The 15,924-nt window shown below is 38.7% G+C and carries 13 protein-coding genes; 6 read left to right on the forward strand and 7 right to left on the reverse strand.

Going from position 1 to position 15,924, the window contains the following annotated elements; translation table 11 throughout:
* Positions 1-2 precede the first annotated feature (2 nt).
* The 4 genes from E4J94_RS02375 to mobA all read right to left on the reverse strand — a co-directional run bounded on the left by E4J94_RS02375 (position 3) and on the right by mobA (position 5,378).
* Entirely contained in the window at positions 3-1,265 is a 1,263-nt protein-coding gene (locus E4J94_RS02375) for an NAD(P)/FAD-dependent oxidoreductase (protein ID WP_135834299.1), read from the reverse strand.
* A 293-nt stretch (positions 1,266-1,558) separates the two neighbouring features.
* Complete coding sequence (gene mobC, locus E4J94_RS02380; protein WP_135834300.1) at positions 1,559-3,553, reverse strand: conjugal transfer protein MobC; 1,995 nt, start codon at positions 3,551-3,553, stop codon at positions 1,559-1,561.
* A 101-nt stretch (positions 3,554-3,654) separates the two neighbouring features.
* Positions 3,655-4,938 carry a conjugal transfer protein MobB gene (mobB, locus tag E4J94_RS02385; protein ID WP_135834301.1) on the reverse strand — a complete coding sequence of 428 codons (1,284 nt, stop codon included), beginning with the start codon at positions 4,936-4,938 and terminating at the stop codon, positions 3,655-3,657.
* Between the two features lie 8 nt (positions 4,939-4,946).
* Positions 4,947-5,378, reverse strand: coding sequence for a conjugal transfer protein MobA (mobA, locus tag E4J94_RS02390; protein WP_135834302.1), 432 nt, complete (start codon positions 5,376-5,378; stop codon positions 4,947-4,949).
* Between the two features lie 698 nt (positions 5,379-6,076).
* Here mobA and E4J94_RS02395 point away from each other — a divergent pair.
* The 3 genes from E4J94_RS02395 to E4J94_RS02405 are packed head-to-tail and all read left to right on the forward strand — an operon-like array spanning position 6,077 to position 7,900.
* On the forward strand, positions 6,077-6,844 hold the full coding sequence (locus E4J94_RS02395; RefSeq protein WP_135834303.1) for a ParA family protein: 768 nt from the start codon (positions 6,077-6,079) through the stop codon (positions 6,842-6,844).
* Between the two features lie 12 nt (positions 6,845-6,856).
* Entirely contained in the window at positions 6,857-7,261 is a 405-nt protein-coding gene (locus tag E4J94_RS02400) for a DUF3408 domain-containing protein (RefSeq protein ID WP_059136911.1), read from the forward strand.
* 3 nt (positions 7,262-7,264) lie between these two features.
* A complete protein-coding gene (locus E4J94_RS02405) occupies positions 7,265-7,900 on the forward strand; it encodes a conjugal transfer protein TraD (protein ID WP_135834304.1) in 636 nt (211 codons plus the stop codon).
* A gap of 15 nt (positions 7,901-7,915) precedes the next feature.
* Here E4J94_RS02405 and E4J94_RS02410 read toward each other — a convergent pair whose 3' ends face one another.
* From E4J94_RS02410 to E4J94_RS02420, 3 genes are read right to left on the reverse strand one after another with little or no spacing between them, the layout of a single operon-like run.
* Positions 7,916-8,569 carry a DUF5710 domain-containing protein gene (locus tag E4J94_RS02410; protein WP_135834305.1) on the reverse strand — a complete coding sequence of 218 codons (654 nt, stop codon included), beginning with the start codon at positions 8,567-8,569 and terminating at the stop codon, positions 7,916-7,918.
* A 14-nt stretch (positions 8,570-8,583) separates the two neighbouring features.
* Positions 8,584-10,413 (reverse strand): UvrD-helicase domain-containing protein, encoded by a 1,830-nt coding sequence (locus E4J94_RS02415; RefSeq protein ID WP_135834306.1) that lies wholly within the window; start codon positions 10,411-10,413, stop codon positions 8,584-8,586.
* A gap of 2 nt (positions 10,414-10,415) precedes the next feature.
* A complete protein-coding gene (locus E4J94_RS02420; protein ID WP_135834307.1) occupies positions 10,416-12,557 on the reverse strand; it encodes an ATP-dependent nuclease in 2,142 nt (713 codons plus the stop codon).
* Positions 12,558-12,748: 191 nt separating this feature from the next.
* Here E4J94_RS02420 and E4J94_RS02425 point away from each other — a divergent pair, with 191 nt between their 5' ends.
* Genes E4J94_RS02425 through E4J94_RS02435 form a run of 3 tightly spaced genes read left to right on the forward strand, consistent with a single transcriptional unit; the run spans position 12,749 to position 15,899 of the window.
* The gene (locus E4J94_RS02425; protein ID WP_135834308.1) at positions 12,749-13,054 is read left to right on the forward strand and encodes a DUF4134 domain-containing protein; all 306 of its coding nucleotides are present in this window, start codon (positions 12,749-12,751) and stop codon (positions 13,052-13,054) included.
* Between the two features lie 11 nt (positions 13,055-13,065).
* A complete protein-coding gene (locus E4J94_RS02430) occupies positions 13,066-13,398 on the forward strand; it encodes a DUF4133 domain-containing protein (protein WP_080779294.1) in 333 nt (110 codons plus the stop codon).
* Positions 13,395-15,899 carry a TraG family conjugative transposon ATPase gene (locus E4J94_RS02435; RefSeq protein WP_135834309.1) on the forward strand — a complete coding sequence of 835 codons (2,505 nt, stop codon included), beginning with the start codon at positions 13,395-13,397 and terminating at the stop codon, positions 15,897-15,899. Before E4J94_RS02430 ends, E4J94_RS02435 begins: the two co-directional genes overlap by 4 nt.
* The last annotated feature ends 25 nt before the right edge of the window (positions 15,900-15,924 follow it).

Genomic DNA, 15,924 nt, shown 5'->3' on the forward strand with positions numbered 1-15,924 from the left:
GACTAAACATCTTCGCCTTTCATCATTTTATGCCAATACAAATATGGGAGCATATATTTTTTTAACAGCCACAAACGCCAGTGTTCTTTTGAACTGTCAGAGATAAGCATCATTTTAAGTTTTGGGTCAGGTGTGAATTCGTTTTTGTAATTAAACTCTGCCAATACCATTTTTCCGTAACCTGTTACTAAGGGACAAGATGAATATCCTTGGTAAGATTTATTATCAGCAGTTTTTCCTTTGATGAGTTTGAGAATATTATCAACCACTACAGGAGCTTGTTTGCGTATGGCTGCTCCGGTTTTTGCGGTTGGTAATGCGGCTACGTCTCCAATCCCGAAAATATTCAGATATTTTTTGTGTTGAAGACTATTGATATCCACATCTAACCAACCTGCTTCATTCACCAATACAGATTCTTTTACAAACTTTGGAGCTGTTTGAGGTGGAGCTAAGTGTAACAAATCAAAAGGCATTTCAATCAATGAATCACCTTGTTGCTTTTCTCCCAAAACATTACCTTCGTTTACAATACAGTTGTTATCATCGGGAGTTACACTTTTGAAATAGACTATTTTTTTGTCTGCATCTATTTTAACGGGAGCATAAAAAGGTTTAAAATGTACATTGTATCGATGGATGACTTTCATCAATGTATCCGCAATCCGCTTTACGCCAAAGATGACCGTACCGGGAGTTGCAAACACTACATTTGACTTTTTGTCTAATCCATTCCTGCGAAAATAGTCTGCCGCCAGGTACATGATTTTCTGAGGAGCTCCGCCACATTTTATAGGGGTTGTAGGTTGGGTAAAAACCGCATTTCCACCCTTAAAGCTCTTTAGGCATTCCCATGTATATTTTGGATCTATATAGTTACTGCATACAATGCCTTTTTTTACGGCTTCTTCCAGTCCCTCTATTAGGGAAAGGTTATTTACTAATCCGGGAGCAACAATGAGATAACTGTAACTAATTACCTGCCCTTGTTGTGTTTTTATTTTGGCTTGCTCGGGAAAGAATTCGGTCACAGAATCCCGGATCCATTCTACACCTCGCGGAATTAAATCTCTAATAGGTTTTGCCGTTTTGTCGAAATCATAAGTTCCTGCTCCGACCAATGTCCAGGCTGGTTGATAATAGTGCATCTCTGCCGGATCAATGATGACAATGTCAAGTGACTTATCCTTTTTTAAAAGCTGAGCTGCTGTCATAATACCGGCTGTACCAGCTCCAATTATGACTATTTGATAATGTGCTTTCATACCCTTACTATTTATGTTTATGCGTAAAAGTATAGTTAGCGTTTATAATATATTGTAACAAATGTTACCAAACCACATTTTTACAATTTTGATTCCTGATTTATTTATTATTCTTTTACGTGAAAAAATGTTTAATCAAAGTGTATATATCACGAAGAACGTTAGAAATAGCCTTTCTCGATAAAAGGAGCAAGAACAGAAAACGGATTTATATCCGAAATTTAGTTTAAAACATTAAAGGCGTTTTTTGAAATTCCACAATTGAACTAACTTTCTCAAACGACAATTTTCTTTTATTGTATCAAATGCTGTAAGTTTGGGTCGTTCTTGATCCGCTCCATTTCGTTTTCAATAATATGTATGATGTCGGATTTTATGCGTTTATAGTTGCTTTCAATTTCCTGCTTCATATTGTCTGTTCCGCTGTCATCTACAAAGGATAGGATTTGTGGTATCTTTTGATAGGCTTTGGTTTCGGCAGCTACCTTTTCATTATTTACCACAATTTCAGCGTGAAATATTTTTTGCTCAATACGTTCATCGAAGTTATCCGATACAGAACCCACAAACATCCCTTGTGTAAGTGTTGAGATTTTAGAAGCCGGAATGAGGCTGTCTAACTGTGTGGAGATAGAGGTAGATTTATCGTTACGATTGATCGTCATACTTTGGCGTTTCTGCAATACTTTACCGAAGCGTTCCGATAGGCTTTTGGCAGTTTCTCCAACCACCTGCCCACTGAATATATTGCCGACGGTATTCTGTATTACCTTACTTTCTTTGTCGCCGTAATCCCTCGTTAATTGCGAAAAATCCTGAAAGCCCAAACATACCGCTACCTTATTACTTCTCGCCGTTGCGATGAGATTGTCCAATCCTCTGAAATATATCGTGGGCAACTCATCTATGATAACCGAACTCTTTAATTGTCCTTTTTTGTTGATGAGTTTGACAATTCTTGAATTGTATAAACCCAAAGCTGCCGAATAAATATTTTGGCGGTCGGGGTTGTTACCCACGCACAAAATTTTCGGCTCGTTCGGGTTGTTGATGTCCAATGAAAAGTCGTCGCCCGTCATTACCCAATACAAGCTCGGCGAAATCATTCTTGACAAAGGGATTTTAGCCGAAGCAATCTGCCCCTGTAATTGGTCTTGTGCTCCACCTTGCCACGCATCCATAAAGGGCGACAAGTAATTTTCCAAATCGGGGTATGAGGTCAGTATCGTAAATACGTCTGAATACTTTTTATTCAGTAATTCAATGGCGTGTGGGAATGTGCAATACTTACCATTATCATAGATTTTCAGATACCAAATAATGGCGGCTAACAGGATAATAGGACTTTCCACGAAAAAATCGCCTTGTTTCTGTATCCACGACCTGTTGAGGTTTAGCATTATGGTATAAGCGGCTTCGTAAGCATCGGATATATCCGTCATAAAGTCGGGATTGAGCGGGTTACATCGGTGGCTCTTGCGGGGGTCGTCAAAGTTTATCACGTAAAATTTCGGCTGAACTTTGTACTTGTCCCGATGCTTCAGTAAGTGATTGTAGGCAATAGTAGAAAGGTCGTCAAACTTGAAATCGTAGATATACATACTAAAGCCTTTCTCAATCTGCTGCTTAATGTAGTTGTTCACGATAGCATACGATTTACCAGAACCCGGAGTACCCAACACGATTGATGCCCTGAAAGGATTTACAATGTTTATCCAACCGTTGCTCCATTTGCCTTTGTAGTAAAATTTGGTGGGCAGGTTTACGGAATACTCGTTTTCCATCAATTTTGTTTCCTGTTGGAAGCTCTCGTTTTCGTTATTAAAAACATCGTCCATTAGGTTAGTGCGCAGCAATCGGCTCATCCATACGCCCGCCATCAGCAAAGCGATATAACCTAAAGAGATAGTCAGCATATACAGGAAAGTGCCTGTTGCCGGTGATAGCTTCAACAATGGTGTGTTCAGGAAGAACAGCACAAAGCCCAAGCCCAAAGCCACGTATATTTTAGACCAGGTTATCTTCTCATTCTTTACGCCTTTCGTTCCTAAGCAACTCAAAGCCAACAAAACCAAAGCGAATGCTTTGGTATATAAGGCATGTGAAAACAAACCTGCCGTCCGGTCGAAATTGCCCAGTATTTTGTTGATTACTTCCAACGTCCAACCACGTTCTAAAAAGAAACCGTAGCAGAACCAATAAAGGTGCATCAGCACCAATAGAATACTGACTGCCCGCATAAAAGCCATTATCTTGGCAAGCCCTCTTAAATCGTCTTCTCCCTGCATTATTTTAAGTTTTAATGTTCGGGCGTGAATTTAAAGGCTCTATGGAGTGGCTATAAGAATGTGGCAGCCAGTGGCGTTGTGTGGCAGTATTTGGCTAATTACTATTTCTGACCTCTTTGGCGTTTGCGTTTCTTCTTCATCTTATTGGCAAAGTCCTGTTCTTCGTAATCTTCTCCCTGTGCTTCGGGCAGTAAACCGCCCAATGCTTCAACCAAACCGTCTTCGTGTTTATCCGTAGTTAAGAAGTCGAACAAATGGTGTGGTTCTTCCGCAGGAAGATCCGCATCATTTGATGTGGATTGCTTGGGTATTGGCACGGAAGCTTCTTTTATCTCCGGTTTGATGTTATTGTTCCAATAATCATTAAAGATATTGGCAGAAAGTTCAGTGCTTAAACGTGAACCGTTCCAAACCGCTTTTGAATTGTGGTCTATGAAAGTGATGCCATAAATACGCCCTGTATCGTTCCGGCGTACCACTACGTTAATGCCCTGTTCAGCCAACTGCTTTTTGAAAGCCTGTTCATCGCTCGTGGATTTCAGGGCAATTGTAATTGCAGCTTTTAGGGTATGCTTACTTGGGTGGTCTTTTAAAGCTGTTTTGCATTTCGCAAAATGCAGTTCCAAAGCAGGTAGCCCTGCGCTCTTCCCGAACAGGGAAGCCTTGAACGGATGTCCGGCTCTTTCTCCTTTTTCATTCAGGGGAACGTATAGCAAACCCTGCATTTTTCCGTGCAGTTCGCCCTGCACTTTTTCGGTGGTAATATTGAACAGGGACAGTAAGGCATTGTATTCGCCCAAAGTCTGGTATTGGTAATAATTCGGCAGGTGGCGAACGACTGATGCAATTTGGCTTTTTACATCGCCTGCCCGATAATCTACCGGACGAAAAACCTTGTCATTCTGATTGCGCTCTTTATCGGTTGCAGGTATTAAGTCGTGCTTTCTTTCCAGTTCACGGCAAAGGTTCATAGAACGCATTTTCTCGAACTTGTCCGAAATCTTTTTACCCTGCTCGTCCACGCAAACCGATACAATATGGATATGGCTGCGGTCAATATCGGTATGTTTGAATACGACAAAGGGCTGTTCGCCGTAGCCCATCTCCCGCATATATTCTTCTGCCATTTCCCGAAATTTATCATCACTTACTTTATCATTCGGGTCGGGATTGAGTGAAATATGCAGGGTATGTTTCTCTGTATTGCGGTTAGCAATCAGGTAAGGGGCAAAAGACTGGGCTAATTGTGTAACGGAATAATGACCGCTTGCATTTTCAATCATCTTGTTGGCGAATAAAATTTGCCCGTTTTCATTCTCTACTTTAAGCTGATTGTATGCCAACGCCCCGTACAAATTTGCGCTTCTTCCAATTTTTGCTATCATTTCTACCGCTATTTTTTCAGGTGTTTGGCTTCAAATTCCTCGCTTATCTGAATGATTTTTTGACAAAGCATTGCCATTTCTGCCGTCTGTTTTTCCAGTTTATACAGGAATGCTGCTGCCTTTTTCTCGGAAAAATTCTTGTACAATAGCTTTACAATCTGATTATAGTTCACGCCTACGGAACGGAACTGGCTGTGAAAAGAGGTCAGCCGCATATAAAAATCAACTGTTCCTTTATCAATCTTAACCGATTTCATTTCCTTACCAAACATTAGGGAAATGATAAACTTCGCTTTATTGGTCATTCCCGATGCTTCAAAAAGCGATAAAAGTTTGGCGTTTTCTTCATCTGTAAGACGGAAAACGTGGCGGTGGATGCTTGGGTCGGTTTTAGGTGTCCGTCCGCCCTTATTCTGTTTACTGTTGCTATTCTCGTTCATCACTAATCCATTTTAAAATCATACAAAACCCTGACTTCGGAAGGTGTTTTCTGCCCCCAGCAGGGCAAGTTGTTTTGAGGCACTAAACTCGGTTTCGAGTGCCTCAAAACACAACTTGCCGTGTTCTGTTGAACACAAAAATCCGCCCTGCGGGACGGATTGGATGTAACAGGGAAAAACGGATAGAAGCCGTTCCCGTTACCCTCCAATTTGTCAAAAGACTTTTGCATAAATCCGTTAATAAAAATCATTTTACAAAGTAAAGCCCTGTTTACGAAAGCATTGTACTGTATAGCAGTACCAAACACTGCCTTTGAACGCCAAACACTGCCACAGCTCAATCAGCGGTTAAATCAATCGCTTTATTTGCCGTAGAATTTTAGTGCAGGTAGTAAAAAATGTATCTAAACAAAGAAGAAAATCAGGTTTGCAAACAGATAGTTTGGAATAAAAGCATAAGGTTTTAAAAGCATAAAACAATAAAAGTGTAAAAGCATAAAAGCGGTAAAGCAATTTACCTGTTGCAAGTTTTTCCACTTGCCAAAGAATGTACCTAACAAGGCAAAAATGAAAGCAAATACCTGTGCAGGAAAGCACCCAAAAGGGAATGCAGGAATATATGAACGAGGTAATAATCAGATAAACCAATATTCAATCCTACAAAACAGATAAAGTGTGTAACAATAAATTTTTAAATAATGGAAACAACAAAGAAAACTTTAAAAATCAGCTTCTCCACCCAAAAGGGCGGTGTGGGAAAATCCACGATGACCACCTTGCTGGCAAGTGTGCTTCATTACCGTTTAGGTTTTAATGTACTGGTGATGGACTGTGACTTTCCACAACACAGCCTGACCAATATGCGTGAAAGGGATAAGAGAACCATAATGCAGAACGACTACCATAAAAAGGCAGCAATGAAGCAGTTTCAAACCATCAACAAAAAAGCGTACCCGATTATTAAATGCAAGGCTGAAACGGCTTTGGATAAAGCATCGGAATATACAAGCCAGTCGGCGGTTGAACCGGATGTGGTTTTCTTCGATCTGCCCGGAACAGCCAATACCAAAGGCGTACTGACTACCTTGAAAAAAATGGACTTTATCTTTTCGCCCATTACTGCCGATCGTTTGGTAGTGGAAAGTACATTGGGCTTTACCAAGGCCTTTCTCGGACTTCCCCAAACGGACGAGGGAAATCCCGAACAAGAGATGTGGCTATTTTGGAACCAAGTGGACGGGAGGGAAAGAACAGGATTGTATGATGCTTATCAAAATGTCATCAAAGAACTCAACCTACCCATAATGGAAGCAAGAATAATGGACAGCAAACGTTTCCGAAAGGAAACAGACGACACAGGCAGTTATGTGTTCCGATCAAGTTTGCTGCCTGCTGAACCACAGTTGATGAAAGCAACGAAAATGGATTTGTTTGTCGAGGAATTTTTAAAAATCACTCATCTATAAAAACAGTAAAGTATGGCTTCAAATAACAAAAACAACGATTTTGAAAAGCCCAATGTTGATGAGGAATACCTTATGAACATCATAAGCGGCGATGAGCTTGTAGCTCCACCGAGCAATAACAAAAAGCAGGATGTACCAAAGGAAACCAAGCCAAGGGAAAAAGCCCGTAACAGTTCATCAAAAAAAGTGGACTATGAGGAAACGTTTTTGGTCAATCGGTTTCCATCGGGGCGTAACGGCAAGGTCGTTTACATACGCCCTGAATACCACGAAAGATTGCTCCGCATCGTTCAACTGACAAGGGAGGAAAGAACAACGCTCTACTCTTACATTGACAACATTCTCGAACATCATTTCAGGGAGTACGGTGAAGATATTACCGATTATTTCAACGAACATTTTAAACCTATTCTATAAGCTATGGAAATAGTAATTGTGATATGCCTACTCATAGTCATTGTCCTGCTATTGCAGGATAAAATTGTAATTCATAAAAGGTCGAAACAAGACCCTCCGCATAAAAAAGTCAACCCGAACTTACCCGATATTATGGGACAGCCCAAACCTATAGAACGCCTTTCAGTGCCAAACACTACCACTGAACGCCAAATTCAGGAAAACGAAATAAACCCTGCTAATTTAGACATTGAATACGACGAAAATGAAAACGTAAGTGTTCAAATTCCGCAGGAAGAGCTGGACGAAGTTTTCAGAAATATGCCTGATTTGGAGGAAGAGGAAGAAGAATGGAACAGGTACGGAATGTCTGGTGGTGATAACGGTTTTGCCCAAGGGGTTACCTTTGAAGAACTAAGCTCCGTGGGGATGTTGCTCCAAAAAGAAGAATTGGAACCAGCCCAAAAGGAAACAGCGATAGCCATAGTTCAAAAAATACAGGGAACCGAATTATTCAGCCTATTGGAAAATTCTATGGAAGATGCTTCCCGAAAAATAGCCGAGCTTTTGGATAGCACCCTTTCATCTGAAACGGAAGCCGGTTCTTCCACTTTGCGGAAAAGTGATTTGAGTGATTTTGACATTGGGGAGTTTGTTTAGGCAAACTCCCCTTTCTTATTTTTTCTGTTCTAAAAATTCTTCGTAGGTTATTGATTTAGCATAGACAGGAATGTCATCAGAATTGCTCAACCAAGAATAATCAGCATCTATTTCTATATCAAATTTTGACGGAACAGTAATGAAAGTTAATTGTTCATATTCTTCTATTTCTAAAGGAAAGAAAGCACCACCAGGTTCTGAATGTAGAAAAAAATCGCCTTGCAAGGCACCACAATGTTCACAATGATTTGCCCAATAACTACTTTCCGCCGTTTTAGAATACGCAATTTTATAATTTGGAAATAATTTATTGATTTTGCCTACAAGTTCATTTTCGATGAATACTGGCATACTAAAAAAAGACCATCCATCGGCTCGAAACCATTTTTCATCCTCATTTTCGTCAGTATTCAAATAATAAAAATTATTTGAAGCTAAGGAAATGACAGCAGTTTTGTTTGCACATTTATAGCAATCACTACTATTTAAAGCAATTGATACGGGCGATTTTATAATAACCGATACTTTTGATTTGTTTATCCATTGTTGGAAATCATTAATATCCTTATGGTCAGGAACAAACCACGTTTTTTGTTCTACATCCCAAAAAGCACCTTTTGATTTGGCAATGTCTTTATCGCTGTAGGGTACATTTATTTTTAATGGCATCGTAATTTATTTTTTTAATGGCTCAATCCATCCCCCTCAAATTTTTGGAAAGAATAATCATAGGCATATTCAAGCAAATGTGAAGTTGGAGGCTTTCCATCTGGCGCATAAAACTTATGAACATTTCTATTTTTTTCAGAAATAAGATGTAAATTTTTTCTTGCTCTCGAAGCTAATACATACAAGAGTTTCTTTGAATTTTCAATACCATTATTATCATTAAAATGAGGAACATAACCGTCCAATAAGCCAAAGCCAATAACTGCATCGTATTCTTCACCTTTAGTTCCGTGTATTGTGGAAACAGTAATTCCATCTCGTTGTCTGAATACTTTTCTGAAATTTTCAATATCCCCTATGTATGGATTTCCTTCATCAATCAGTCTCTGAATTCTACTTTCCGAACTTGTAAAAAATGAATTAAAATGTTCATCTAACAAGGGAAAATTGGGCAGTACAATTTTTAACTTTTCACAAATCTGATTAAAGAAAATTTTTAAATAAGTTAAACCGTCTGTCTCGTTTATCTCAAAAGAATTACAAATTCTCAAAAATTCTTTACTACTTATATTTAAAACATCAACTCCTGTACTATCTAGTTCATTTAATATTTCTTTACTCCACCTTAACCTTCTTACGTACATAAATGGAGAAGGTTCTGTCAATGCAACTCTTGAAACTTTGAACCAAAAATTATCAATATCCCGAGAAAACGGAGCCATCCCTGGTCCGTCAAAACTGAAATCAGGAAGTCTGATGATAAGTTTTCTTGTAATGCTTGCGATATGTACCCATTGTGGGGCAGTGATGCATATTTCGTTTGGGCTAATTCCAGCTGTTTCTACATTGTACAAAATTAACTGAGCTAATTCTTCAATTAAATCATCTACTGAGACAACTGAATTGAATGTAATTGTACTGGGGTAATCTTTTCCATTGCCAAATGCAATAATTGGAGTTTCAAAAGTTTTATAATAATCAAAATAGCTGATGATAGCCGACGATGATCTATAATTTTTATCTAAGCTTAGTGGTGTCAATTCAAAGCCTAATAATTTTTCTAATTCATCTTTAGGCATTGGGAAGCCTCCCAGCGAGTCGTAAATAGATTGGTTTGGGTCGCCAACAATAAGTGTTTTTGAATTCCCTTTGCTTACGCTTAATATTATAGATATGATGTGATACTGTATTTCCTTAGTATCCTGATACTCATCAATTAAAATAAAAGGGAATAATTTGGATAGAATATTTGCTACAACTGGTTTTGATTTGAGTATTTCATAAGCGTAAAACAAAATTTGTTCAAAATCAATCTGTCGATTTTTTTCAAGGATTGCAAAATATTCCCCAAGAATTTTTTGTAATGAATTATGTTTTTTTGTATCTAGACAAGTCAAATAGAAATTATCAGTTTTGGCAAGGATGCCACAATCATAATAGGTTATTTTCTCTTTTTTATAGGGTTCGCATAGTTCTGTTAAAATCTTCTCACTGTCAAAAGAATTGATAACTTTAAAACCATTCTTCAAACGTTCAGAATACAAATGATAAGGTTTTAAAATCCATTCCATACAAAATGAATGAATAGTGCCAATCCATAATTGTGTCGTATCAACACCTAATAACTCAACACGCTCCTTTATCTCATCGGAAGCCCTATTAGTATAGGTTATGGCTATAACGAATTCCTTGTCTGATTTCAACCTGCTTAACTCATAAGCAATTTTGAATGTAAGGGTTCTCGTTTTACCGCTTCCGGGACAAGCGATAAGAAGAACGCTGTTATCTTCAAGAATTGCATCCTCCTGTTCTTTATTTATACTGTCTTTCTCCCAAATAAACATAACTACTTCAGTTTATCTATTAGCGTTAATATTTGGTCGTCTGGTAGTACAAGGTCAAAGTCAAAAGCTAAGTCTTCCAATTTATTTGTTCCATTTCTATATTTTAAAAGTTCCACATTACAACTTGTAAAATCTATTGTATCATCATTTTCAAAATACTTATTCATTCTATACTGGATAATGTCAGCAACAATATTTGAGGAATAGGTTTCTTTTGCAAAAAGGATAGCATCAAGAATGTAAGCTGGAATTTCAGTCTTATAAGAAATATGTTTGCCAAGCATAATTGCAAACCAGCCCTTACCTTCCTGTTTTGCCATTGTAAGCACTCGTTTTCCATAAACAGCAACATCAGGATTTTCAATATCTTCTTTAGCAAGTTCTCTTGTTGGTGGATCGATATAAACTTTATCAATAATTGCTAATATTTCATCTTCATTTCCTTCTGAAAGAAAATCTATTTCAAATGTATAATCAGCATAAAATGCTTTTAACCAATCGTTTCCAGCCTCAAAAGCATCTAACTTAGCTTTACGCTCTAAACCTTTTTGTTTAGATGCTTCAACTTTTTTCTTATACTTTTTTAATCGTTCACTATCATCATCATTAATTGTGGTATCACAAATAGCATCATCTAAATCAGTAAGAATAGCACATTTCCTTTGTATCCTGTCATTATGGAAAAGTTGCGCAACATTTTCAAACCCTGTGCTTCTAATGTTTATCAAACTTATTCCTAACTCGTCCAAGCTTATCCCAAAAACGTTCTTCACCATAATTGGTATTAAAATTTCTTCGGCGTCACCCTCTACCAAAATCACACCTTTAGCAAAGAGCAAATTGGTTCTTACAGCATCCAAGTAACGTTGTACCTGATTGATGTTTTCTGCACCTAAGCCTGTAGAAGGCTGATAAACCTCTGCAAAATTTAATTTTTTAGCTAAGATGTTTATATTTTCCACATTACTAACTTCAGATATTTGAGTAGAATGGGTTGAATATATTATTTGAGTATCACCATAATCTAATTTATCGAACAATGTTTTCTGAATGTGATTATGGATATGAGCCTCTGGCTCCTCTATAATTAAGAAATTTGCGAAAGTATCTTTTGATTTTCGATATTTAAATTCCAAAAGTTTTAAGGTCAGAAAAATAAGATTAGCACCTCCTAAGCTTAATTCGTGGATACCGCCTTCATATTCTTCTCCTGGTTCTCCAATAAATAATTTCAAGGATTGGAGCAGTTTTTCTGCTTCATCAGGAACACTGGATTTTATAGATAAGGACGAGGGAGAATAGGTAAGGCCAACAGCATCTTGAATTGTAGTTTTAATATCATCACGGATAGTCTGTACATCTGGAAGTGCTTCAATGCTTTCATTTAATTCTTTTACTAAATCGCTTATAGGCTGGTAATCAGCATCTTTTATTTCGCCACTTTTATTTTTTAAAAGGGTGAGTAACGGATTGGTTCTGTTATTATGGAAATCACTTACAACATCTCTTAGTGCCTGTATAAAAGTAAATGAAACTTCTTTTGCAACAGATAATTGATGAGGGATTTTGGAACCAAATTTTGAGGCATCGATAGTAGAAGGAAAAATGACATTTTCAAAATCACCTACAAGTTCTTTGTACACTTCAGGGTCGTTAAAATCCGCTGTGCTCTTCCCTGTGAAAAACGTTTCATAATTATCTAAAATATTAATATCATCAAGTATAGCTTGTAATCCTGCTTTGTCGCCTTCAGCTAACTCAGAAAGTTTTTGTCTGATGTCTGCTTTTGGGCGAAAAAAAAGATTGTAAGTAGCTTTTTCTACATAGTCTGCTTCGGCAATACCGGTTCCGTGTATGAATAATGATTGAATGGCTTCTTCATCATTTAGTTCATCAAATTCAATACTGATAATAATCCAATGACCTTTCCATCTTCCTTTGTCTAAAGTTCTATTAAAATCACCTTCAGTTAGTTTATAGGCAAACTGTAGAGAAGCATCTTCCAAAAGTAGTCTTATTGCTTTAAAAACGTTGGTTTTTCCTGAACCATTTTCACCTATAACGGTGTTTATTCCTTTATTGAAATTAAAATATGCGTTTGCAAAATTCCTATAATTGACAAGGCTGACTTTAGATATATACATTTAAAAATTGCGTTTTAAAATTTAGATTTTCAAAACAACTAATATAATACTTTTCTCTGTTCTGGTTGCCACTCACCGCCAAACAATTCCTCTGACTGCCACTTTCTTATAACGTCTTCATTTCTGAAACACCTTTGTCCCGAAAGCCTGCAAGGTGCGGGATAACAATAACAAATTAATGTGTTTCAATTATGGAAAAACAGAGAAAAAAAGTTTTGCTGGCAGCCGTGACTATGCTGTCAGGAATTGGTGCTTTCGCACAGGGAAACGGTACAGCAGGTATCAACGAGGCTACCCAAATGGTAACCTCTTATTTCGACCCAGCAACCCAATTAATTTACGCCATCGGTGCGGTCGTCGGGTTAATCGGAGGTGTTAAGGTGTACAATAAATTCAGCTCAGGCGACCCCGACACATCGAAGACTGCGGCAAGCTGGTTCGGTGCGTGTATCTTCTTAATCGTAGCGGCTACCATCCTGCGTTCATTCTTCCTTTAATCCTTTGCTTTATGAACAGTTACAACATAAACAAAGGCATTGGAAGGACGGTGGAATTTAAGGGTCTGAAAGCGCAATACCTGTTCATTTTCGCTGGCGGACTACTCGGTACACTCATCTTCGTGATGATACTATATATGACTGGCGTAAACTCTTACATCTGCCTTTTTCTCGGAGCAGGCGGTGCTTCGCTGATTGTGTGGCAGACCTTTTCACTGAACAGGAAATATGGCGAACACGGATTAATGAAGATAGCCGCTAATAAAAGGCATCCTCGATACATCATCTGTCGCAAGCCTGTACACCTCTATTTAAAATTCACATCTAAACAGAATGCAGTATGAGAAATGTATCTAAAACAACAACGCTGGAAAATAAATTTCCTTTATTGGCGGTGGAAAACAACTGCATTCTTTCCAAAGATGCAGATATTACCGCCTGCTTTGAGGTTCGTTTGCCGGAACTGTTTACTGTAGCTTCTGCGGAATATGAAGCCATTCATTCCGCCTGGCATAAGGCTATCAAGACCTTGCCTGATTTTACAGTTATTCACAAACAGGATTGGTATATTAAGGAAAGCTATACGCCCAATTTGGCAATCGAAGACCAGAGCTTTTTATCGAAGTCTTACCAACGTCATTTTAATGAGCGACCGTTCCTAAACCATTACTGCTACCTCTTTTTAACCAAGACAACTAAAGAGCGTATGCGTATGCAAAGTAATTTTTCATCGCTTTGCAAAGGTTCGCTGATACCAAAGGAAATCAGGAACAAGGAAACGATACACCGCTTTATGGAAGCGGTGGCACAGTTTGAACGTATCTTAAACGATAGCGGTTTCATAACCCTGAAACGTCTTACCGAAGATGACATTATCGGAACGGACGAAAAACAGGGATTATTGGAACAGTACCTTACGCTATCAAGGGAAGCTGGAACACCGATGCAGGACATCGCTCTCGGAACGGAAGAAGTCCGTATCGGGAACAAAAGGTTGAGCCTGCACACCTTGTCCGATACTGACGATTTACCCGGAACGGTATCGGCTGATACCCGTTTTGAAAAGCTATCTACCGACCGAAGTGATTGCCGTTTGTCATTCGCCGCACCTGTGGGCTTGTTGTTAAACTGCAACCACATTTACAACCAATATTTGTTTTTGGATAACAGCGAAGCCAATCTACAAAAGTTTGAGAAGTCCGCAAGGAATATGCACTCACTGGCTCGTTACAGTCGTGCCAACCAAATCAACAAAGAGTGGATAGAAAAGTACCTAAACGAAGCCCACAGTTTTGGGCTATCTTCTGTTCGTGCTCACTTCAACATTATGACGTGGTCGGATGATGCGGCAGAACTGAAACAGCTAAAAAATGATTGTGGTAGTGCTTTAGCATTGATGGAATGTAAACCCAGACACAACACTACCGATGTAGCAACATTGTACTGGGCAGGAATACCGGGTAATGCAGGTGATTTTCCCGCAGAGGAAAGTTTTTACACCTTTATCGAACCTGCATTATGCTTCTTCACGGAAGAAACCAATTACCACAATTCGCCTTCGCCATTCGGTATCAAAATGGCTGACCGCCTGACCGGAAAGCCTATCCATTTGGATATATCGGATTTGCCTATGAAGCGTGGCATAATCACAAACCGGAACAAGTTTATACTCGGTCCATCGGGAAGTGGTAAATCGTTCTTCACAAACCATATGGTTAGGCAGTATTACGAGCAAGGCGCTCACGTTTTGCTTGTGGACACCGGAAATTCTTATCAAGGTTTGTGCGAACTCATTAAAGGTAAAACCAAAGGCGAAGACGGTGTTTACTTTACTTATACAGAAGACAACCCAATTGCCTTTAATCCTTTCTATACCGATGATGGCGTATTCGATATTGAGAAGCGTGAAAGTATCAAGACTTTGATACTGACACTCTGGAAACGTGATGATGAACCACCAACCCGTTCAGAAGAAGTAGCATTATCGAATGCTGTATCAGGCTATATCGAGCGCATCAAACAGGAAGATATTTATCCATCATTCAATGGCTTCTATGAGTATGTAAAAGGCGATTACCGCAAGGTACTCGAAGAAAAACAGGTAAGGGAAAAAGACTTTGACATTGCCAATTTCCTTAACGTACTCGAACCCTACTACAAGGGCGGTGAGTATGATTATTTGCTCAATTCCGATAAGCAGTTAGACCTGCTTTCCAAACGCTTTATTGTCTTTGAAATTGATGCGATAAAAGACCATAAAATCCTCTTTCCCATAGTTACCATTATCATTATGGAAGTCTTCATTAACAAGATGCGTAGGCTGAAAGGTATTCGCAAACTCATCTTAATTGAAGAGGCTTGGAAAGCGATTGCCAAAGAAGGAATGGCAGAATACATCAAGTATCTCTTTAAGACCGTCCGCAAATTCTTCGGAGAAGCGATTGTCGTAACGCAAGAGGTCGATGATATTATCCAATCGCCTATCGTCAAAGAAAGTATCATCAATAACTCTGACTGTAAAATCCTTTTAGACCAACGAAAGTATATGAACAAGTTTGATGATATACAGGCGATGTTGGGGCTTACAGATAAGGAAAAAGGGCAGGTACTTTCTATCAATATGAACAACGATGCAAGCCGACTTTACAAAGAGGTTTGGATAGGCTTAGGTGGTACGCACTCGGCAGTCTATGCCACCGAAGTTAGTTTGGAGGAATACCTTGCTTACACCACCGAAGAAACCGAAAAAATGGAAGTGATGCAGCTTGCTGCTGAACTGGACGGCAATGTAGAACTCGCCATCAAGCATATCGCAATGCAAAGGCGGGACAAAGTAAATCAATAGTCAATTAACAATTTAAAAATTCAGA

Source organism: Empedobacter tilapiae (assembly GCF_004785645.1).
In the GTDB taxonomy this organism is placed as follows: Bacteria; Bacteroidota; Bacteroidia; order Flavobacteriales; family Weeksellaceae; genus Empedobacter; species Empedobacter tilapiae.